Source organism: Roseateles sp. GW821-FHT03B02 (assembly GCF_059421025.1).
Genome location: NZ_JBWKUV010000004.1, coordinates 414,178 through 433,469, shown reverse-complemented (window position 1 = coordinate 433,469; position 19,292 = coordinate 414,178). Strand labels below are relative to the sequence as shown.

Here is a 19,292-nt window from a genome sequence, read left to right as displayed (position 1 = left end):
TTCATCACGGCGACGACGCGCTGGCAGACTGCCGGCCGGCCCCTCAGGCCATGGAGACCCCCTTGCGCAAGACCCTCGTAGCAGCCCTGATCGCGGGTGTGCATCTGACCTCCCCCGCCGTCGCCCAGACGCCCCCCGCCAAACCCGTTGCCGTGGCCGCCGATGCCGCCGCCAAGGCTCACCAGGCCCTGCAAGCCCTGTTCGACGAAGCCTGGGAGTCCGAGGCCCGCGCCGCACCCGAGTGGGCCACGCTGCGCGGCGACCTGCGCTTCAACGACAAGCTCAGCGACCGTTCGGCCGCCGGCCTCGCCACGCGCGACGCCTTCGCCCGCGACATGCTGGCCCGTGCCCAGGGCGTGGACGCCAGCCAGCTGGGCGACACCGATCGCGTCTCGCTGGCCCTGTTTATCAACCGCTACCAGCAGGACGTCGCGATGCAGGGCTTCGCCGGCTGGCGCACGCTGACGCTGGGCACGCTGTACGGTGCCCAGTCGGCCCTGGCCGGCTTTGCGCGCAACGTGCCGGTCAACAACGAGGCCCAGGTGAAGCAATGGCTGGCCCGCCTGGCCGCCTACCCGGCCCGCGTGGACCAGGAGATCGCCATCCTGCGCCAGGGCCTGGCCCTGGGCTGGGTCACGTCCAAGCCCGTGCTGGCACGCGCCATCGCCCAGGTCGAGGGCCAGCTGCCCGAGGACGTCAGCAAGAGCCCGATCTACGAGCCCTTCAACCGCATGACGGTGGACGCCGGCGTCAGGGCCAGCTACCAGGCCCAGGGCCAGGCAGCGCTGCGCGAGCATTTCTACCCCGCCCAGCGCAAGCTGCTGGCGGTGCTGAAGGACGAACTGGCACCGAAGGCCCCGGACAGCGGCTCCCTGTCCAGCTATCCCGGCGGCGACAAGGTCTACGAGGCGCTGATCCTGCGCCACGTCACGCTGCCGCTGGCCGCCGGCGACATCCACACCACCGGCCTGCGCGAGGCAGCACGCATCCGCGCCGAGATGGAGAAGGTCAAGGCCGAGGCCGGCTTCGACGGCGACCTCGCCGCCTTCAAGAAATTCCTCTATAGCGACCCCAAGTTCTTCAACCACAGCGCCGACGAGCTGCTGGACGGCTACCGCGCCATCGCCAAGCGCATCGACCCCGAGCTGCCCAAGCTCTTCGCCCAGCTGCCGCGCTCGCCCTACGGCATCCGAGGCATGCCGGCCTACACCGGCGAAGGCGCGGCCGACAACTACAACGGCCCGTCCCTGGATGGCACGACCGCCGGCTGGTTCAACGCCAATGCCATCTCGTTCAAGCGCCGGCCCAAATGGGCCATGGAGACGCTGGTTGCCCACGAGACCGTGCCCGGCCACCACCTGCAGATCTCCCGCCAGGTCGAGCTGGGCGAGCTGCCCAACTTCCGCCGCCAGTCGCAGTACTCGGTGTTCAGCGAGGGCTGGGCGCTGTACGCCGAGACGCTGGGCCCGCAGATCGGCCTGTTCCGCGACCCCTACACCCGCTTCGGCCACCTGCAGGCGCAAATGTTCCGCGCCGCCCGCCTCGTCGTCGACACCGGCCTGCACGCGCTGGGCTGGAGTCGAGAAAAGGCCATCGCCTACATGATCGAGCAGACTGGCCACGACCCCGTCTTCATGACGGCCGAGGTGGACCGCTACTACGCCCAGCCCGGCCAGGCGCTGAGCTACATGATGGGCGAGCTGAAGATCAAGGAACTGCGCGCCCGCGCCGAAGGCCAGCTGGGCGCCAGGTTCGACCAGCGCCGCTTCCACAATGCCGTCATCGACCAGGGCGCCATGCCGCTGCCGCTGCTGGAGCAGCGCATCGGCGCCTGGATCGCCGGCGAGAAGACACGGCCATGAGCGAGGCCTTCTATCCCATCGGTATACCGGGCCAGCCCTGGGGCGAAGCCGAGGTGCAGGCCTGGCGCGCACGCCAGCCGAAGCAGCGCAGCTACGCGCAGGACGTGCTCGCCGCCGTCGAGCCGCTGAAGCAGGCCTTCGACGTTGGCGAGTACGGCGCCCTCGCCTACGACAGCGAGCGCTTCCCGCTGCTGGCCCTGCGCAGCCGCGGCTGGCGCGACAGCCTGCCCCTCCTCGTCGTGACCGGCGGCGTGCACGGCTACGAGACCAGCGGCGTGCACGGCGCGCTGCAGTACCTGCGCGAGCACGGGCAGGAGACGGCCGGCCGCGCCAACCTGCTCGTGGTGCCTTGCGTCAGCCCCTGGGCCTACGAGCGCATCCAGCGCTGGAACTTCGACGCCCTCGACCCCAACCGGAATTTCCGCGACGCCAGCCCGGCGGGCGAGTCGGCGGCGCTGGTGGCCCTGCTCGCGCCGCTGCGCGGCCGCGTGCTGATGCACATCGACCTGCACGAGACGACCGACACCGATGAGTCCGAGTTCCGCCCGGCCCTGGCGGCGCGCGACGGCAAGCCGTTCGAGCCCGGCGAGATCCAGGACGGGTTCTACCTCGTCGACGACATCGACAACCCGCAGCCGGAATTCCAGCGTGCCGTCATCGCCGCCGTGGCCCGGGTGACCCACATCGCCGCGCCCGACGCCAACGGCCAGATCAACGAGTCGCCACTGCAGTCGCCGGGCGTCATCGAGTTCCCGGTGACGCGCTGGGGCCTGTGCGCCGCCATCACCGGCGCGCGCTTCGCGACCACGACCGAGGTCTACCCCGACAGCCCGCGGGCCACGCCCGCGCAGTGCAACGCGGCCCAGGTCGCGGCCGTGCGCGCCGCTGTCGAATTCGCGCTCGCCCGGGCCTAGGCCGGGTTGTCCACATCGATGAACTGCCAGCTCAGGCCCAGATCCTGGGCCACCTGCGCGCCCACGCCCTGCACGCCGTAGCGTTCGGTGGCATGGTGGCCGGCGGCGATGAAAGCCACCCCGGTCTCGCGGGCGTAGTGGGCCTGCGGTTCGGAGATCTCTCCGGTGATGAAGGCATCGGCACCGACCGCGATGGCCGACTCGAAATAACCCTGGGCGCCGCCCGTGCACCAGGCCACGCGACGCAGCGGCCGGCCATCGCCGGGCACGGCCGTCACGGCGCGACCCAGGGCCCCGTGCAGCTGCGTCTTCAAGGCCTCCAGGCCGGTCGGCGCGATGGCCGCCGTGAAACCCATGTCCTGCTCGCCGAAGCGTCCGTCCGCCGTCCAGCCCAGGCGCGCGCCGAGCTGGGCGTTGTTGCCGAGGGTGGGGTGAGCATCCAGCGGCAGGTGGTAGGCGAAGAGGTTGATGTCGTGCTGGAGCAGCCGTGCCAGTCGCTGCTTCATCCACCCCGTCACCCGGCCGTCCTGACCGCGCCAGAACAGGCCGTGGTGCACGAGGATGGCGTCGGCCCCGGCCGCGATGGCCGCGTCGATCAGTGCCAGGCTCGCCGTGACCCCGCAGACCAGATGGCCCACCTCGGCGCGCCCCTCGACCTGCAGACCGTTCGGCCCATAATCCTTGAAGCGCGCGGGCTCCAGCAACTGGTTCAGGCGGAGCTCCAGCGCGGCGCGATCGGTCATGGCTTGATGGGGAAGTAGGTGTTGAAACGGCTCTGGCTGATTTTCGCGCAGGCGGTCACCGTCGCCCTGGCCTTGCTGTTCGTCGTCGCGACACTGAAACCGCAGTGGCTGAAGCAGGCCCGGCTGCCGGATGCGACCGTCGGCCAGGCGGTGCGCCAGATCGCCCTGCCCCCCTCCCCCGCAGCCTCGGTCGTGCGCGCCGGTTTCTCGCAGGCCGCGCGCGTTGCGGCGCCGGCCGTTGTCAGCATCACGGCCAGCAAGGCGCCGTCGCGCGCCGGCCGTGCCCATGAGCAGCTGTTCGGCTTCCCGTTCGGCTCGCGCCAGCCACGCGGCAATCCTCAGCTGGGTCTGGGCTCGGGCGTCATCATCTCGGCCGATGGCGTGCTGCTGACCAACAACCATGTCGTCGAAGGCGCCTCCGACATCGAGGTCATGCTCAGCGACGGCCGCCAGGCCCAGGCCACCCTCGTCGGCACCGACCCCGAGACCGACGTGGCCGTGCTGAAGATCAGCCTGCCCGACCTGCCCGTCATCGCGATGGGCGACGCAGCCAGCCTGGCGGTCGGCGACATCGTGCTGGCCATCGGCAACCCCTTCAACGTCGGCCAGACGGTGACGTCGGGCATCGTCTCGGCGCTGGGCCGCAGCCAGCTGGGCATCAACACCTTCGAGAACTTCATCCAGACCGACGCGGCCATCAACCCCGGCAACTCGGGCGGTGCGCTGGTGGATGCCGACGGGCGGCTGGTGGGCATCAACACGGCGATCTTCTCGCGCAGCGGCGGGTCGCTGGGTATCGGCTTCGCCATCCCCGTCGACGTGGCCCGCCAGGTGGCGGCGGCGCTGCTGCAGGACGGCGTCGTCGCGCGCGGCTGGATCGGCGTTCAGACGCGCGAGCTGACGCCGGAACTCGCCGAGGCGCTGAAGCTGGGCGATGCCAAGGGTGTGCTGATCGGTGGCGTGTTCGCCGACGCGCCGGCAGCCAGGGCCGGCATCAAGCCTGGCGATGTGCTCACCCGTGTGGGCCAGCATGCGATCGCGTCGCCGGCCGAACTGCTGGCCAGCGTTGCGGCGCTCAAGCCGAAGACCCAGGTCGAGGTCGCCGTGCAGCGCGGCGGCAAGGCGATGAGCTTCCAGCTCGCCGTCGAGCAGCGGCCCAGGCCGCCGCGCAATCAGGACGATTGATTCGTCTGGTCCGCCTCGTCCGGCGCCTTGGTGCTGCGAACGAAGTAGTTGGCAGCCAGCAGCCCCACCTCGTAGAGCAGGCACATTGGGATGGCCAGGGCCAGCTGCGAGACGATGTCGGGCGGCGTGATGACGGCCGCGACGATGAAGGCCACGACGATGAAATAGCCGCGCCATTCGCGCAGCTTGTCCACCGACACGATACCGATGCGCGCCAGCACGACGACGATGACCGGCACCTCGAAGGCCGCACCGAAGGCGATGAACATGTTCATGACGAAGCCGAGATAGGCCTCGATGTCTGGCGCTGCCGTGATGCTCTTGGGCGCGAAGCCCTGGATGAACTTGAAGACCTGGCCGAAGACGAAGAAGTAACAGAAGGCCACGCCGGCGAAGAACAGCAGCGTGCTGCTGACCACCAGCGGCAGCACCAGGCGCTTCTCGTGCGAGTACAGACCCGGCGCGACGAAGGCCCAGGCCTGGTAGAGCACCACCGGCAGGGCCAGCAGGAAGCCGGCCAGCATCGTGATCTTCAGCGGCACGAAGAAGGGCGCGATGACGTTGGTCGCGATCATCTTGGTGCCTTCCGGCAGATTGGCCACCAGCGGCGCGGCGAGCAGGTCGTAGAGCTGGCCCGGGCCGGGGTAGAGGCACAGCGCGCCGAAGCAGACAGCGATGGCGATGACGGCGCGCAGCAGCCGATCGCGCAGCTCCATCAGATGGGCGACGAAGGGTTGTTCGGTGCCTGCCAGTTCGTCGTGGTCAGGCTTCTGGAAGGAGCTCATCAGCGGATGCCAGGCGGCCGAAAGCGCGCCACGCGGGCGGCGCCGGATTGGGTGTGGCGTTTCACGCCGGCCTTCTGCTTGAACCACATCGGCGTCGCTCCGCGCTTGAGGCGCCAGTTCTTCTTCGGGTGGCGGTACTCCGGCGCCGGCAGCGCGGCCCCCTCATAGGAGGAATCGCCGGTCACGTCGCTCCAGGTCTGATTCAGCGCCTGCGAGGCCGAGTCAACCTCCTGGCGCACGCTCTGCTCGACATCGCGCGCCGCCGTCTCGAACTGGGACTTCATCTTCTGAAGCTCCTCCAGCTCGATGGAGCGGTTGACCTCGGCCTTGACGTCGGCCACGTAGCGCTGCGCCTTGCCAAGCAGGGCGCCCACCGTGCGGGCCACGCGCGGCAGCTTCTCGGGGCCGATGACGATGAGCGCCACCGCGCCGATCAGCGCGATCTTGTCGAAGCCGAAATCAAGCACTCGTCAGGCTCGGCTTCTCAGGACTTGGTCTTGGCGTCGACGTCGACCGTGTTCGGGTCGCTGGCCTTGCTGGCGGTGACCTGCTGGGTCGGAGAGGCCGGCGCGTCGGCCGAACCGTCCTTCATGCCATCCTTGAAACCCTTGACCGCGGCGCCGAGGTCGGAACCGACGTTGCGCAGCTTCTTGGTGCCGAAGATGGCGATGACGACGACCAGGACGATCAGCCAGTGCCAGATGCTGAATGAACCCATGATGATGACTCCTTGTGGACTGGCTCAAATTCTAGGTGAGGGGGCGCATGGCCTTTGCCATCGCAGCGTCATGCGCCGACGCTAGCTGGGGGCGGGCGTCACCCTTTCAACCAGGGCCGCGGCCCACCCATCACATGCAGGTGCAGGTGATACACCTCCTGTCCGCCGTCCGGCCCGGTGTTGATGACGTGGCGGAAACCGTTGGTGACGCCCAGTTCCTTCATCAGTTTCGGGCCGAGCGCCGCCATCTTGCCCAGCAGCGCGGCTTCCGCCTCGGTCACGTCGGCCATGGTGGCGATGTGGCGCTTGGGGATGATGAGGACGTGGACGGGCGCCCAGGGGTGGATGTCGTGAAAGGCCAGGACGTCCTCGTCCTCGTAGGCCTTCCTGCTCGGGATCTGGCCGGCGACGATCTTGCAGAAGATGCAGTTCGGGTCTGCGCTCATCACTTGTTTCCTCGTTGGGCGAATTCGGCGAGCCCGGACAGGCCTTCGCGCCGGGCCAGTTCGTTCAGCACGTCTTCCGGCTTCAACCCGAAATGCGCCAGCGCCACCATGCTGTGGAACCACAGGTCGGCCACCTCGTAGACGACCTTCTGCGGATCACCGTCCTTGGCCGCCATGACAGTCTCGGTGGCTTCCTCGCCGACCTTCTTCAGGATGGCATCCAGCCCCTTGTCGAAGAGCCTGGCGACGTAGCTGGTGCTCGGGTCGGCGCCCTTGCGCGATTCGATGACCGCGCCGACGCGGCGGAGGATGTCGTCACTCATAAATCTTGCTGGGGTCCTTCAGCACCGGTTCGGTGGCGCTCCAGGCGCCGTTCTCCAGCTTCTGGAAGAAGCAGCTGTGCCGGCCGGTATGGCAGGCAATGCCGGGCTCGTGGCCCAGCTGGGTGATGGTCAGCAGCACGACGTCGTTGTCGCAGTCCATGCGGATGCTGTGCACCTGCTGGAAGTGGCCGCTCTCCTCGCCCTTGTGCCAGAGCTTGTTGCGCGAGCGGCTGAAGTAGACCGCCTGACCACGCTCGGCGGTGAGCGCCAGCGCCTCGCGGTTCATCCACGCGAACATCAGTACGTCGCCCGTGCCCTGCTCCTGGGCGATGACAGGCACCAGGCCCTTGTCGTCCCATTTCACTTCGTCCAACCAGTTCATGGCTTCAGTCTAGGTGAGTGGGGCCGACGTGCTTGCGCTCTTCGGCAAACCAGCCCAGCACCGGGAAGGTGCCCGGCAGCACCGGCTTGACCTGCACGGGCAGGCTGGCCCAGGCCATCTGCTGGCCCTCCAGCATCTGGAACTCGCCGGTCCAGTCGAACACCTTGCAGAAGTTCAGCCTTACCAGAGCGTGGGGGTAGTCGAACATCTCGACCTTCCACGGGTGGGCCGCGCCGATCTGGATGCCCAGTTCCTCGCGCAGCTCGCGCGCCAGCGCCTGCTCGACGGTCTCGCCGGCCTCGACCTTGCCGCCCGGGAACTCCCAGTAGCCGGCGTAGACCTTGCCCTCGGGGCGCGAGGTCAGCAGGAACTGGCCGTCGGCCGCAACGAGGACGCCGACGGCAACCTCGGTGATGGGGCGCCGCTCGGTCATTGCGCCCGCCCCGCCATGTCGCGCGCGAACTGGAAGGCCACGCGACCCGAGCGCGAGCCGCGCTCCAGCGCCCAGATCAACGCGGGCTGGCGGGCACCCTCGATGGCCGCATCGTCCAGGCCGAAGTGGCGCAGCCACTGCGCCACGATGGCCAGGTATTCGTTCTGGCTGAAGGGATAGAAGCTGATCCACAGCCCGAAGCGCTCGGACAGGGAAATCTTCTCCTCCACCGCCTCGCCGGGATGGATCTCGCCGTGCTCGCCGTGGGTGCCTCCGAGGTTGTCCACCATCTTCTCGGGCAGCAGATGGCGGCGGTTGCTGGTCGCGTAGATCAGCACGTTGTCGCTCGCTGCGGCGACGGAGCCGTCGAGCACGCTCTTCAGCGCCTTGTAACTGGCCTCGCCTTCGTCGAAGCTCAAGTCGTCACAGAAAACGACGAAGCGCTCCGGACGCGCGGCGACCTGTTCGATGAGGTCCGGCAGGTCCACGAGGTCGGCCTTGTCGACCTCGATTAGCCGCAGTCCCTGGACGGAAAACTCGTTCAGCACCGCCTTGATCAGCGAGCTCTTGCCCGTGCCCTTGGCGCCCGTCAGCAGCACATTGTTGGCGGGCCTGCCGGCGACGAATTGGGCCGTGTTGCGCAGCAGACGATCCTTCTGCGGCTCCACTTCCTTCAGGTCCGACAGGGCGATGCGACTGACCGCGCGCACCGGCTCCAGGCACAGCGCGCCATGCCGGCGGCGCGCGCGGAAGGCGGTGGACGCGGCCCAGTCGGGCGGCGTGGCGGCGTGGGGCAGGACGGCTTCGAGCCGGACCAGCAGGCTTTCGGCGCGATTCAGCAGGGATTCCAGGGCGGCAGACATCACTGCAGTTTAGGCGGGCGGGGTTTCACGCCAGGGTCACGTGCCCTGGTTCCAACGGCAGGGACTCGGCGCTGCCCGCGTCAACGGCGGGACACCGCCGCGGCCGACGATCTCGCCACCCACAGCCCCTCCGAGGACCCCCATGCGCTCCACCCTGCTCGCCGCCGCTCTTGCGCTGGCTGCTCTCTCGCAAGCCCAAGCCACCACGCTGCCCGGCGACGGCAGCTGGATCGAGTTCAGCGCCGACGGCTACATCAACGGCCACTATGGCTGGGCCAACGACGATGGCACGCCGCTGAGCTTCGACGTGACCATCGCGGCCGGCCAGATCGGCACGCTGACCGTCGTCGACACCGGCTTCTCGGGTGACCGTTTCAACGTCTACGACAACGGTGCCCTGCTGGGCAGCACCAGCGTGGCCTTCTACGGCGACACCGGCGGCGCGTCCACCTTCAGCCCCGACGTCGCACTGGCCAACGGCTTCAGCCACGGCACGTTCACGCTCGGCGCCGGCACCCACTCCATCAGCGGCGTGCTGTTCGCCTCCGTGACCGACACAACCATCGGCGACATCAAGCTGAGCGTGAGCTCCGTCCCCGAACCCGCCACCGCCGCCACGCTGTTCATCGGCCTCGGCCTGCTGCTCGGCGCCCTGCGTCGTCGCGCCGTCTGATCCCCAGGAAAGACCCACCATGCGCCTCAAGCTCCTGCCCCTCGTCGCGGCCCTGTTCGCCGCTGCCGCCCAGGCCGCCACGCCTGTCAACGTGAAGATCGTGGCCTTCAACGACTACCACGGCAACCTCGAATCTCCCGGTACCTTCGGCCCCAACACGGTCGGCACCTACGCCACCACCGGCAACCGCTCCAACGTGGGCGGCGCCGAGTTCATTGCCGCCTACGTGGCCGGCATGCGCGCCCAGAACCTCAACACCGTCGTCGTCGGCGCGGGCGACCTGATCGGCGCGTCGCCGCTGATCTCCGCCCTGTTCTTCGACGAACCCGCCGTCGAGACGCTGAACAAGATCGGCCTGGACTTCTCCTCAGTCGGCAACCACGAGTTCGACAAGGGCAAGGACGAGCTGCGCCGCCTGCAGAACGGCGGCTGCAAGCTCGTCGCCGGCGCGCCCGACCCCAACAGCTGCCGCGGCTTCGGCTCCTCGGCGCCCGGCACCTTCGACGGCGCCAAGTTCAAGTGGCTGTCGGCAAACGTCATCGAGACGGCCACGGGCCGCCCGCTGATGCCGGCCTACGGGCTCAAGAGCTTCGGCGGCGTCAAGGTGGCCTTCATCGGCATGACGCTCAAGGGCACGCCCGGCATCGTCACGCCCACCGGCGTGGCCGGTCTGAGCTTTGCCGACGAGGCCGACACCGTGAACGCCCTCGTGCCGCGCCTGCGCGCCCAGGGTGTCGAGTCCATCGTCGTGCTGGTGCACCAGGGCGGCTTCCAGAACGTCATCACCGGTGGCGGCACCCAGCCCACCACCAGCGACATCAACGGCTGCACCGGCGACCTGCGCAACGGCGACGGCACGGACTCCGACATCCGCGCCATCGTCAAGCGCCTGGACAACGCGGTGGACCTCGTCATCAGCGCTCACACCCACGCCGCCTACAACTGCTCCAGGAACACCATCGACGTCAGCACCAGCGGCGCCACCACGACGCCGCGCACCGCCGGCATGCCCAACAAGGCCGGCCGCCTCGTGCCCGTGACGAGCGCCAGCGCCTTCGGCCGCGTGGTCACCGAGATCGACCTGAAGATCGACCCGGACACGCGCGACGTCATCGACGTGAGCCCGAACAACGTGCTGGTGGCGCGCGACAAGCGCGTTGGCGGCAGCGTGGTGGCCGCGACCGACCCCGTCGTCATCGCCGCGCAGAACTACGTCGCGTCCAACCCCGCCGTGGCCAATCTCGTCGCCGCCTACAAGGGCGCCGTCTCGCCGCTGGCCAACTCGGTCGTCGCCACCATCACCGGCGACCTGAGCAACGCGGCCAACGGTGCCGGTGAAATGGCCGCCGGCGACCTGATCGCCGACGCCCAGCTCGCCGCCACCCAGCCGACCGGCCTCGGCGGTGCTCAGATCGCCTTCATGAATGCCGGCGGCGTGCGCAGCCCCGGCTTCGTCAAGCCTTCGGCCGCCAGCTACCCCTACAACCTGACCTACGGCGACACCTTCACGGTCCAGCCCTTCGGCAACAGCCTGGTCACGTTGACGCTCACCCAGCAGCAGATCAAGGACGTGCTGGAGCAGCAGTTCAGCGGTTGCATGGGCCAGACAGCGACGCGCATCATGCAGATCAGCAACGGCTTCAGCTACAGCTGGTCCAGCGGCGGCGCCTGCGGCACGCGCATCAAGAGCATCAGCTTCACGCCGATGGACGTGACCGTCGTGCCGCCGCAAGCCACCGGCCCGGCGGAACAGATCGTCATCGGCGGCGTCGTGCAGAACCCGGCCAAGACCTACCGCGTGACGGTCAACAACTTCATGGCCACGGGCGGCGACGGCTTCGCGGTGCTGGTCGGTGGCGGCAGCCCGCTCGGCGGCGCGCAGGACATCGACGCGCTCATTGCCTACCTCGCCGGCTACAAGGCGCCCGCCGCGGCCTACAACGGCAGCGCCGCGGTGCTGAACAAGCCGCGCATCAGCGTCACGCCGTGATGCGGCTCGGGCCGGGCGCGCTGCTGGCGGCCCTGCTGGTGGCGGCCCTGCTGGTGGCGGGCCCGGCGTCGGCCCACGACGATGGGCTGCCTCCCGCCCAGGAAGCGGTGCGCCAGCGCCAGCTCGACACGGCACGCAGCGCCCTGTCGCGCGGCGAGCCCGATGCGGCCCTGATCCCGCTGGAATCCGCCGCCGGCATGAGCCACGCGGCCGACACGGAGCTGCTGCAGCTGCAGATGCAGCTTCAGCGCGGCCAGGTGCGCCAGGCCCTGGCCTTCGCTGCCCACGCCGCCGCCGCGCACCGCGACGAGCCGGCCGCGCGCGAGCTGCTGCTGTGGCTGCTGGCGCTGTCCGGCCAGGGTGACTACGTGAGCCGTAGGCTGAAGGACTCGGATGCGGCGCTGGGCCGGCTGCTGGCGGGGCTGGCGTCGAGCGATGCGCCGCTGCCGGGCGAGCCGCCGGCGCCCTGGCCGCATGGCGTCGACGTGCCTGCCACGAGCCACCCCATCGCAACCGGCCTGCTGCTGGACGGCGGGCGGCTGGCCGTCGTGCCCCGGAAGGCCGCCCAGGGCGAGCTGTGGCTGCGCAACGGCCTGGGCCGCGCCAGCCGCGCACGGCCCGTGGCCACGGACCCAGGGCTCGCCGAACAGGGCTTGGCGCTGCTGAGCGTGGAGCCTGCGCTGCCGCCACAGCCGGGCGCCGCGCCGCTGACGCGCGCCCCGCGGCCGGCATTTGCCGGCAGCCCGGCCTCGCGGCTGGGCACCTTGCGCCTGGCCAGCGCCGCGCCGGCCTGGCCGCTGCTGCAGCTCGGCTTCGTGGGCCGGCAGGACCTGGGCTGGCCGGCCGGCGCGGCACTCAGCGGCGGGCCGGTCTTCGATGGCGCCGGGCGGCTCATCGGCCTGGCCCTGCCCGGCCGCGACGGCCTGGAGCGCCTGCTGCCGGCCGCCGCGCTGGCGCTGCTGCAGGCCCTGCCCGCCGACGTGGAGGGTCGGGCCCGCACACCGGATCAGGTCTACGAGGCCGCCCTGCCCTACGTCGCGCAGCTACTGCGCCAGGGCCCTTAGCGAGGCGTCCAGCTGCTCCGTCGGCAGCCGCTTGAAGCCCGAGCGCGCGTAGCGCTGCAGCCGGCCGATGACGAAGCTGACCCAGACCGAGGCCTGGGCATTGGCCTGCACGGTGGGCGTCAGCGAGCCCTGCGCCTCGGCCGCGGCGCGCAGCACCTGGCGCAGCGAGGATTCGATGCGGTCGAAGAACAGGTTCATGCGCGCCACCAGCCGCTCGTTCTCGTAGACGAGGGCGTCGCCCACCATCACGCGCGTCATGCCGGGGTTCTTCTCGCCGAACTGCAGGATGACGCTGGCGATGCGCGCCGCCTTGCCCGGCGGCGGCAGCGGATGAGGGTTGTCGACGATCTGGTTGACCAGGCCGAAGACGCTGCCCTCGATGAAGTCGATCAGCGCCTCGAACATCTGCGCCTTGCTGGCGAAGTGGCGGTACAGGGCCGCCTCGCTGACGTCGAGCCTGGCCGCCAGCGCCGCCGTCGTGATGCGGTCGGCGCCCGGCTGCTCCAGCATGCCAGCGAGCACCTGCAGGATCTGCGTGCGGCGCTCGCCGGGCTTGGGGCGCTTCTTGGGAGCGGGGCTGGGGCTGTCGGCGGCGGGCTGGTCGGCGTCCATGCCGGCGATGCTAATCGCGCAGCCAGCCCAGGCGGCGCGCTTCGTAGATTGCTTCCACCTTCGAGCGGACGTGCAACTTGCGGTAGACCCGCTTCACATAGGTCATCACCGTGTGCGGCGAGACCTGCATGAACTGCGCGATCTCGTCGAAGGTGAAGCCCTTGGCCGCCAGGTGCAGCACGCGCGACTCCTGCTCGGACAGGGCCACCACCTCCTCGTCGGCCAGCGTTGCCGCCATGGCCTCGGGCGAGGGGCCGGTCGAGCTCTGAGCCCCCGGCGCCAGGCGCACGAGCAGGCGGCGGGCGATGACGGGGCTGATGGGGCTGCCGCCGGCGCGCAAGCTGCGCAGCTGGCCGGGCAGGTCGAGCGCCAGGCTGTCCTTGAGCAGATAGCCGGTGGCGCCGGCCTCGATGCTGGCGACGACGTGCTGCTCGTCGCCGAACACGGAGATGACCATGACCTCGCACTGCGGCCGCGTCTGCGCGGCGTGGCGGATCAGCTCGATGCCGCTGCCGCCCGGCAGGTCCAGGTCGACGAGCAGGACATCGGGCTGGAGCTGGTCGAACATGCGCCGGCCCTGGGGCAGGTCGGGCGCGATGCCCAGCAACTCGATGTCGGGCACGCTGCCCAGGGCATGCGTGAAGGCCTCCCGGAAACGGGCCTGGTCTTCGACGATGAGGACCGAAAACGGGGTCATTGGCTCTCTGGGCTGTTCATGGGCGCGGAAATCGCATTGTCGGCCGAGGATACCCCCTCGACCATCAGCGTCTTCCTTCAGAAATGGGGGGACCGCACCAAAGCCGCGAGAGAGCGGACGCGCCGGTCCACGTAGGCGGGCCGATGCTGCAGCCGCCGGCCGTCGGCGGCCTTGCGCAGCCAGCGCTGCATCCACACGGTGGACATGCCGAGGCTGCGGGCCGCCTTCTGGTGGACCAGCGTGTCTTCAACGAGGATGCAGCGTTCGGGCCGCAGCTTCAGCCGCGCCAGCACGACGCGGAACATGCGCGTGTCGGGCTTGGGCCGGGAGTGCCCGAAGATCTGCATGTCCTCCACGCAGATCAGCCCCTCGAAGACGCCCGACAGCCCGATGGCCGCCAGCACGCGCTCGGCGTAGCTGCGCGGCGCGTTCGTCATCAGCAGCTTGCGCCCGGGCAGGCGCCGCAGCGCGGCCAGGTCGTGGGGATGGCCGTGCAGATGGGACTCCAGCCCGGGCAGCCGGTGAGTCTCGTGCAGGAAATGCGCGGGCTTGATGCCGTGGTGGCGCTGCAGCCCGGTCAGCGTCGCGCCATAGCGCTGCCAGTAGCGGGTGCGCAGCGCGGCGGCTTCGTCCTCGGGCAGGCCGAGGTACGTGACCATGTAGGCCGACATCGACGCGTTCAGCTCGGCGAACGCGCGGTGCGAGGCGTTGTGCAGCGTGTCGTCGAGGTCGAACAGCCAGACCTTGTCGCGTGAACTCATCGAGACGAGATCATCGTGCCGTAGGCCTGGTCCGTCAGGATCTCCAGCAACATGGCATGCGGCACGCGGCCGTCGATGATGTGCACGGCATTGACGCCGCTCTTGGCCGCGTCGATGGCGCCGGCGATCTTGGGGATCATGCCGCCGCTGATGGTGCCGTCGGCCACCAGTTCGTCGATGCGGCGCGGCGTCAGCTCGGTCAGCAGCTCGCCGGCCTTGTCCAGCACGCCGCGGATGTTGGTCAGCATCAGCAGCTTCTCGGCCTGCAGCACGGTCGCCAGCTTGGCGGCCACGACGTCGGCGTTGATGTTGTAGCTCTCGTTCTTCTCGCCGAAGCCGATGGGGCTGACGACGGGGATGAACTGGTCATCCTGCAGCGCCTTCACGACGCTGGGGTCGATGGAGACGATGTCGCCGACCTGGCCGACGTCGTGCTCCTTGGACGGGTCGTCCTTGTCCACCATCTTGAGCTGCTTCGCGCGGATCATGCCGCCGTCGCGGCCCGTCAGGCCCACGGCCTTGCCACCGGCCGCGTTGATCAGCCCGACGATGTCCTGCTGCACCTCGCCGGCCAGCACCCATTCGACGACGCTCATCGTCTCCGCATCGGTCACGCGCATGCCCTGGATGAAGTGGCCCTTCTTGCCCAGCTTGTTCAGCGCGTCCTCGATCTGCGGGCCGCCGCCGTGCACGACGACCGGATTCAGGCCCACCAGCTTCAGCAGCACGACGTCCTCGGCGAAGTCCTGCTGCAGCTCCGGATCAGTCATCGCGTTGCCGCCGTACTTGATCACGATGGTCTTGCCGTGGAACTTGCGGATGTAGGGCAGGGCCTGGGAGAGGATCTCCGCCTTCTCGCGCGGGGCGATGTGGGAGACGTCGGTGGTGTGGGCGGTGGTCATGCGGGGTACTCCGGGAATGGCGGGCATTCTAGGAACAGACCGGCTGGCGACAATGGCGCCATGCAAGCCAGTGCCTACCTCAAGCTTTCCGTCGCCACGGCTCTCGTCACCATCGTGCTGAAAACGGCCGCATGGTGGTGGACGGGCTCCGTCAGCCTGGCGGCCGACGCCCTCGAATCCCTCGTCAACCTCGCCGGGGCCATGTTCGCGCTGGGCATGGTGACCTGGGCCGCGCAGCCGCCCGACGCCGAACACCCCTACGGCCACCACAAGGCGGAGTACTTCTCCAGCGGCTTCGAGGGCATCCTCATCATCGCGGCGGCGCTGGGCATCCTGTGGGGCGCGGCCGACCGCTGGCGCCACCCGGAACCGCTGCAGTCCATCGGCCTGGGCGTGGCGCTGGCCATCATCAGCTCGGCCATCAACGGCGGCCTGGCCTGGGCCATGCTGCGCAAGGCCCGCGAGGTGCGCTCCATCGCGCTGGAGGGCGATGCCCGCCACCTGTTCACCGACGTCTGGACTTCGGCCGGCGTCGTGGTCGGCCTGATCGGCGTCATGGCCACGGGCTGGCAGTGGCTGGACCCGCTGCTGGCCATCATGGTGGCACTGAACATCCTGCGCGAGGGCGTGCACCTGATGCGCGAGTCCACGCGCGGCCTGATGGACGAGGCGCTGGACGCCGACTCCATGGCCAAGGTGCAGGCCGTGCTTGAGGAATTCCGCCACCCGCACACCATCCGCTTCGATCACGTCGCCAGCCGCGTCGCCGGCCAGCGCCGCTTCGTCGACCTGCACATGCACATGCCCTCCGGCTGGACGCTGGGTCGCGCCGCCGCGCTGCGCACCTCGGTCGAGCAGGCGCTGATGAGTGCCGTGCCGGGGCTGCGCGCCAGCATCCAGCTGCTGCCCATGGACGTGGAAGCCCATTTCGACGACCCCAAGGACCTGCTGTGATCGCCGTGCTGCAACGCGTCGCGCAGGCCCGCGTCGAGGTAGGCGGCCGGGTCGTCGGGCAGATCGGCCCGGGCTTGCTGATGCTGGTCTGCGCCGAGCCGACGGACAGCGAGGCGATCGCCGAGAAGCTGATCGCCAAGGTGCTGAAGCTGCGAGTCTTCAGCGACGAGGCCGGCAAGATGAACCGCAGCCTGCAGGACGTGGGCGGCGGCCTGCTAGTCGTCAGCCAGTTCACGCTCGCGGCCGACACGAATGGCGGCAACCGCCCCAGCTTCTCCGGCGCAGCGCCGGCCGAGTTGGGCCGCAGGCTCTATGAGCACACGCTGGCCTTCGCGCGCAGCCAGCATGCCGACGTCGCCAGCGGCGAATTCGGCGCCGACATGCAGGTCCACCTCGTCAATGACGGGCCGGTGACCATCCCGATGCGGATGAGCTGATCTCGTGCGCAGAGCCGCCCGCCTGTGGTTGATGCTGTGCGCTGCGGTGCTGTTGCCGCTGCTCGCCGTACTGGCGGTGCAGGCCGTGCAGGAACCCGACCCGTCCGGCCTGGGAGTGCGCGTGCTGCGCGAGGCCCGCGTGCTGGTGTCCGACGCCGCGACGCCACCACCAGCCCTGGCCAGCGCGCCGCTTCGCCGCCTGCCGCTGAGCCGCGGGGCCGACGAACCCTCGGCGCTGTGGCTGGCCATTCCCCTGCCCGACGCCAGCGGCCGGCCCGAAAGCCTGGCCCTGGCCTACCGGCCGGGTCTGTCGGTCTACCTGGACGGCGCGGCCCTGGCCCTTGGCACGGACGAGGCCGGGGGCAGCGGGGAGCGCTTCGTGCTGGGCCACCAGCGCCGGGTGCTGGAACTGCTGCCGGGCTTGCACCGCCAGCAGCCCACCCAGATGCTGCAGCTGCGCCTGGCCGCCCCTGGCCCCAGTGGCGCCAGCCTGGACGCGCCGCTGTTGGGGCCGCCCGAGGCCGTGCAGGCGCTGGACGCCGGCCGCCGCCACTGGCAGCTGCTGCGCGCCACGACGGCGCTGGGCGGCGTGCTCGTCGCCGCCTTTCTGGCGCTGGTTGCGCGCACGCGGCGCGACGAGCCCATCTATGCGCTCAGTGCCCTGCACGTGGCGCTGCTGGCCCTGCTGCTCAGCCCCTACGTGCTGCCTGAGCAGCCGCTGCCGTCGCCCTGGTGGCGCATGCTGCTGGACGCGGCCGACCTGGGCGCCAAGCTGCTGCTGGTGGCCATCTGCGCCCGGCTGGCGCAGGCCTGGACGCCACGGCTGCGCCGGCTGCTGTGGGCCGTGGCGCTGCTGGGCTTGCCACTGGACCTGCTGGCGGCGGCACTGGGTTGGTCCTGGGGCCGCTTCGACCAGCCCTGGCCCTGGTGGGCGCTGGGCTCGCGGGCCCTGCTCTTCGGCCTGGCCTGGAGCCTGGCGCTGCGGGCCCTGCGCGAGCGCGGCACGCCGGCCACCTGGGGCACGGCCCTGCTGGTGGGCTTCTCGGCCGGCACCTGGGCCTGGGTCAGCCTGTGCGCGCTGGTGCTGGACCGTCCCGTGGTGGACGCCAATGCGCTGGCCCACGCCGGCTGGGTGGCCTGGGTGGCCCTGCTGCTGCAGCGCCACTTCAACGACGGCGCGCGCCGCGAGCACCAGCTGCGCGAGCGCCTCAGCCAGGAGCTGGAGCAGCGCCGCCGCGAGCTGGAGACCGTCTTCGCCGCCCATGCCCAGGCCGAGCGCGAGCGCGCCGCCAGCGAGCAGCGCCGCCGCCTGCTGCAGGACCTGCACGACGGCCTCGGTGCCCGACTGCTGAGCGTGCGCCTGCGTGCCCCCGAGCTGGATGCGGCGGCACTCGCTGAGGCCCTGGACGACTGCCTGCTGGAGATGCGCCTGTCGGTCGACACGCTGGCGCAGGACGACGGCGACCTCGGCGTGCTGCTGGGCAGCTGGCGCCAGCGCATTGAGCCGGTGCTGCGCAGCGCCGGCTGCGCGATGGACTGGCGCGTGGCCCATGCCCCCCATCTGCCCTGCCTTGCCGGCGGCGGCGCGCTGGAGCTGGTGCGCGGCCTGCAGGAGCTGACCAGCAACGCGCTGCGCCACGGCGGCGCGCACCGCCTCGTCGTCGCCACCGAGGCCGACGCGCAGGCGGTGACGGTCTGGGTGGTGGACGACGGCTGCGGCTTGCCCGGCGACGCCCGAGTGGGCCAGGGCCGGCGCAGCGTCATGCAGCGCGCCGAGCGCCTGGGCGGCGCCGTCAGCTGGCATTCGCCGGCGCCGGGGCGCTGGGAGTTCGGCGGTGCGGGGACCGCCGTGGCCTGGCGGCTGCCCCTCAGCTGATCAGCCCTAGGCGGCGCGCCTGCGCCAGTGCCTGCGTCTTGGAATGCGCCTGCAGCTTGCGATAGCAGCGCTTCACGTGGGTGGCCACAGTGTTGAGGCTGATCGACAGCTGCACGGCAATCTCGTCATATCGGTAGCCGCGCGCCACGGCTTCCAGGATCTGCGCCTCGCGCTCCGACAGGCTGACCTCGGCAGCCGCAGGCGGCGGCGCGGCCGGTGCCGCTGGCGTGAGCCGACGCAGCAGCTGGCGCGCCAGCACCGGGCTCAGCGGCGCGCCACCCTCGCGCAGGCTCTGCAGCTGCTCGACGAGGCGGTGCGCCTGCCCCTGCTTGAGCAGATAGCCCACGGCGCCTGCGGCCAGCGCGGCCAGCACGCTGTCCTCATCGCCCAGCGTCGTGACTACAACCACCTCTGTGCCGGGCAGCTCGGCGGCGGCCGCCTCGATGAGGCGCAGGCCGCTGCCCGAGGGCAGCTGCAGGTCCACCAGCAGCAGCTCCGGCCGCACGCGGCGCAGCAGCTGCAGCCCGTCGGGCAGGTCGGCCGCGGTGCCGACCAGCTCGAAGCCCTCGGCCTGCATGACCGCCGAGGCCAGCGCGCCGCGAAAGGCGGCCTCGTCCTCAATCAGGGCGGTGCGCAGCGGAGGTGTCGACATGCCTCGCATTGTGAAGCGCG

The 19,292-nt window shown here is 70.3% G+C and carries 23 protein-coding genes; 9 read left to right on the top strand and 14 right to left on the bottom strand.

Going from position 1 to position 19,292, the window contains the following annotated elements; genetic code table 11:
- Positions 1-62: 62 nt before the first annotated feature.
- The gene (locus AC07VX_RS14325; RefSeq protein WP_493165396.1) at positions 63-1,862 is read left to right on the top strand and encodes a DUF885 domain-containing protein; all 1,800 of its coding nucleotides are present in this window, start codon (positions 63-65) and stop codon (positions 1,860-1,862) included.
- Positions 1,859-2,776, top strand: a complete 918-nt coding sequence (locus AC07VX_RS14320; RefSeq protein WP_493165395.1) for a DUF2817 domain-containing protein — start codon at positions 1,859-1,861, stop codon at positions 2,774-2,776. Before AC07VX_RS14325 ends, AC07VX_RS14320 begins: the two co-directional genes overlap by 4 nt.
- Here the strand turns inward: AC07VX_RS14320 and AC07VX_RS14315 are convergent.
- Positions 2,773-3,519: a Nif3-like dinuclear metal center hexameric protein gene (locus AC07VX_RS14315; protein ID WP_493165394.1), complete on the bottom strand. Its 747-nt coding sequence runs from the start codon at positions 3,517-3,519 to the stop codon at positions 2,773-2,775. The genes AC07VX_RS14320 and AC07VX_RS14315 overlap by 4 nt on opposite strands.
- A gap of 18 nt (positions 3,520-3,537) precedes the next feature.
- On the opposite strand from AC07VX_RS14315, the gene AC07VX_RS14310 reads away from it, so the two are divergent.
- Positions 3,538-4,704, top strand: coding sequence for a S1C family serine protease (locus tag AC07VX_RS14310; protein WP_493165393.1), 1,167 nt, complete (start codon positions 3,538-3,540; stop codon positions 4,702-4,704).
- Here the strand turns inward: AC07VX_RS14310 and tatC are convergent.
- The 8 genes from tatC to AC07VX_RS14270 all read right to left on the bottom strand — a co-directional run bounded on the left by tatC (position 4,692) and on the right by AC07VX_RS14270 (position 8,654).
- Positions 4,692-5,489: a twin-arginine translocase subunit TatC gene (gene tatC, locus AC07VX_RS14305; protein ID WP_493165392.1), complete on the bottom strand. Its 798-nt coding sequence runs from the start codon at positions 5,487-5,489 to the stop codon at positions 4,692-4,694. The two genes, AC07VX_RS14310 and tatC, sit on opposite strands and share 13 nt — an antisense overlap.
- On the bottom strand, positions 5,489-5,956 hold the full coding sequence (gene tatB, locus AC07VX_RS14300) for a Sec-independent protein translocase protein TatB (protein ID WP_493165391.1): 468 nt from the start codon (positions 5,954-5,956) through the stop codon (positions 5,489-5,491). The genes tatC and tatB overlap by 1 nt, the downstream gene beginning before the upstream one ends.
- Before the next feature lie 17 nt (positions 5,957-5,973).
- Positions 5,974-6,207, bottom strand: coding sequence for a Sec-independent protein translocase subunit TatA (gene tatA, locus AC07VX_RS14295; RefSeq protein ID WP_493165390.1), 234 nt, complete (start codon positions 6,205-6,207; stop codon positions 5,974-5,976).
- Positions 6,208-6,305: 98 nt separating this feature from the next.
- Positions 6,306-6,653, bottom strand: a complete 348-nt coding sequence (locus tag AC07VX_RS14290) for a histidine triad nucleotide-binding protein (protein ID WP_493165389.1) — start codon at positions 6,651-6,653, stop codon at positions 6,306-6,308.
- Positions 6,653-6,976 carry a phosphoribosyl-ATP diphosphatase gene (locus AC07VX_RS14285; protein ID WP_493165388.1) on the bottom strand — a complete coding sequence of 108 codons (324 nt, stop codon included), beginning with the start codon at positions 6,974-6,976 and terminating at the stop codon, positions 6,653-6,655. Before AC07VX_RS14285 ends, AC07VX_RS14290 begins: the two co-directional genes overlap by 1 nt.
- Positions 6,969-7,358: a phosphoribosyl-AMP cyclohydrolase gene (gene hisI, locus AC07VX_RS14280; protein ID WP_493165387.1), complete on the bottom strand. Its 390-nt coding sequence runs from the start codon at positions 7,356-7,358 to the stop codon at positions 6,969-6,971. The genes AC07VX_RS14285 and hisI overlap by 8 nt, the downstream gene beginning before the upstream one ends.
- Before the next feature lie 4 nt (positions 7,359-7,362).
- Complete coding sequence (locus AC07VX_RS14275; protein ID WP_493165386.1) at positions 7,363-7,791, bottom strand: NUDIX domain-containing protein; 429 nt, start codon at positions 7,789-7,791, stop codon at positions 7,363-7,365.
- Entirely contained in the window at positions 7,788-8,654 is an 867-nt protein-coding gene (locus AC07VX_RS14270; RefSeq protein ID WP_493165385.1) for an ATP-binding protein, read from the bottom strand. The genes AC07VX_RS14275 and AC07VX_RS14270 overlap by 4 nt, the downstream gene beginning before the upstream one ends.
- Positions 8,655-8,796: 142 nt before the next feature.
- Here AC07VX_RS14270 and AC07VX_RS14265 point away from each other — a divergent pair, with 142 nt between their 5' ends.
- The 3 genes from AC07VX_RS14265 to AC07VX_RS14255 are packed head-to-tail and all read left to right on the top strand — an operon-like array spanning position 8,797 to position 12,381.
- The gene (locus AC07VX_RS14265) at positions 8,797-9,327 is read left to right on the top strand and encodes a PEP-CTERM sorting domain-containing protein (protein WP_493165384.1); all 531 of its coding nucleotides are present in this window, start codon (positions 8,797-8,799) and stop codon (positions 9,325-9,327) included.
- A gap of 19 nt (positions 9,328-9,346) precedes the next feature.
- Positions 9,347-11,317 (top strand): bifunctional metallophosphatase/5'-nucleotidase, encoded by a 1,971-nt coding sequence (locus AC07VX_RS14260; RefSeq protein ID WP_493165383.1) that lies wholly within the window; start codon positions 9,347-9,349, stop codon positions 11,315-11,317.
- Positions 11,317-12,381: a hypothetical protein gene (locus tag AC07VX_RS14255; protein ID WP_493183897.1), complete on the top strand. Its 1,065-nt coding sequence runs from the start codon at positions 11,317-11,319 to the stop codon at positions 12,379-12,381. Before AC07VX_RS14260 ends, AC07VX_RS14255 begins: the two co-directional genes overlap by 1 nt.
- Here AC07VX_RS14255 and slmA read toward each other — a convergent pair.
- The 4 genes from slmA to argB all read right to left on the bottom strand — a co-directional run bounded on the left by slmA (position 12,361) and on the right by argB (position 15,353).
- A complete protein-coding gene (slmA, locus tag AC07VX_RS14250) occupies positions 12,361-12,993 on the bottom strand; it encodes a nucleoid occlusion factor SlmA (protein ID WP_493165381.1) in 633 nt (210 codons plus the stop codon). The two genes, AC07VX_RS14255 and slmA, sit on opposite strands and share 21 nt — an antisense overlap.
- A 10-nt stretch (positions 12,994-13,003) precedes the next feature.
- A complete protein-coding gene (locus tag AC07VX_RS14245) occupies positions 13,004-13,690 on the bottom strand; it encodes a response regulator (protein ID WP_493165380.1) in 687 nt (228 codons plus the stop codon).
- 77 nt (positions 13,691-13,767) lie between these two features.
- Positions 13,768-14,451, bottom strand: coding sequence for a pyrimidine 5'-nucleotidase (locus tag AC07VX_RS14240; RefSeq protein ID WP_493165379.1), 684 nt, complete (start codon positions 14,449-14,451; stop codon positions 13,768-13,770).
- Positions 14,448-15,353: an acetylglutamate kinase gene (argB, locus tag AC07VX_RS14235; protein WP_493165378.1), complete on the bottom strand. Its 906-nt coding sequence runs from the start codon at positions 15,351-15,353 to the stop codon at positions 14,448-14,450. Before argB ends, AC07VX_RS14240 begins: the two co-directional genes overlap by 4 nt.
- 60 nt (positions 15,354-15,413) lie before the next feature.
- On the opposite strand from argB, the gene AC07VX_RS14230 reads away from it, so the two are divergent.
- Genes AC07VX_RS14230 through AC07VX_RS14220 form a run of 3 tightly spaced genes read left to right on the top strand, consistent with a single transcriptional unit; the run spans position 15,414 to position 18,620 of the window.
- Positions 15,414-16,307 carry a cation diffusion facilitator family transporter gene (locus tag AC07VX_RS14230; RefSeq protein WP_493165377.1) on the top strand — a complete coding sequence of 298 codons (894 nt, stop codon included), beginning with the start codon at positions 15,414-15,416 and terminating at the stop codon, positions 16,305-16,307.
- Positions 16,304-16,744 (top strand): D-aminoacyl-tRNA deacylase, encoded by a 441-nt coding sequence (gene dtd / locus AC07VX_RS14225; protein WP_493165376.1) that lies wholly within the window; start codon positions 16,304-16,306, stop codon positions 16,742-16,744. The genes AC07VX_RS14230 and dtd overlap by 4 nt, the downstream gene beginning before the upstream one ends.
- Before the next feature lie 4 nt (positions 16,745-16,748).
- Positions 16,749-18,620, top strand: coding sequence for a sensor histidine kinase (locus AC07VX_RS14220; protein WP_493165375.1), 1,872 nt, complete (start codon positions 16,749-16,751; stop codon positions 18,618-18,620).
- Here AC07VX_RS14220 and AC07VX_RS14215 read toward each other — a convergent pair.
- Positions 18,613-19,272, bottom strand: coding sequence for a response regulator transcription factor (locus AC07VX_RS14215; RefSeq protein WP_493165374.1), 660 nt, complete (start codon positions 19,270-19,272; stop codon positions 18,613-18,615). The genes AC07VX_RS14220 and AC07VX_RS14215 overlap by 8 nt on opposite strands.
- Positions 19,273-19,292 lie beyond the last annotated feature (20 nt).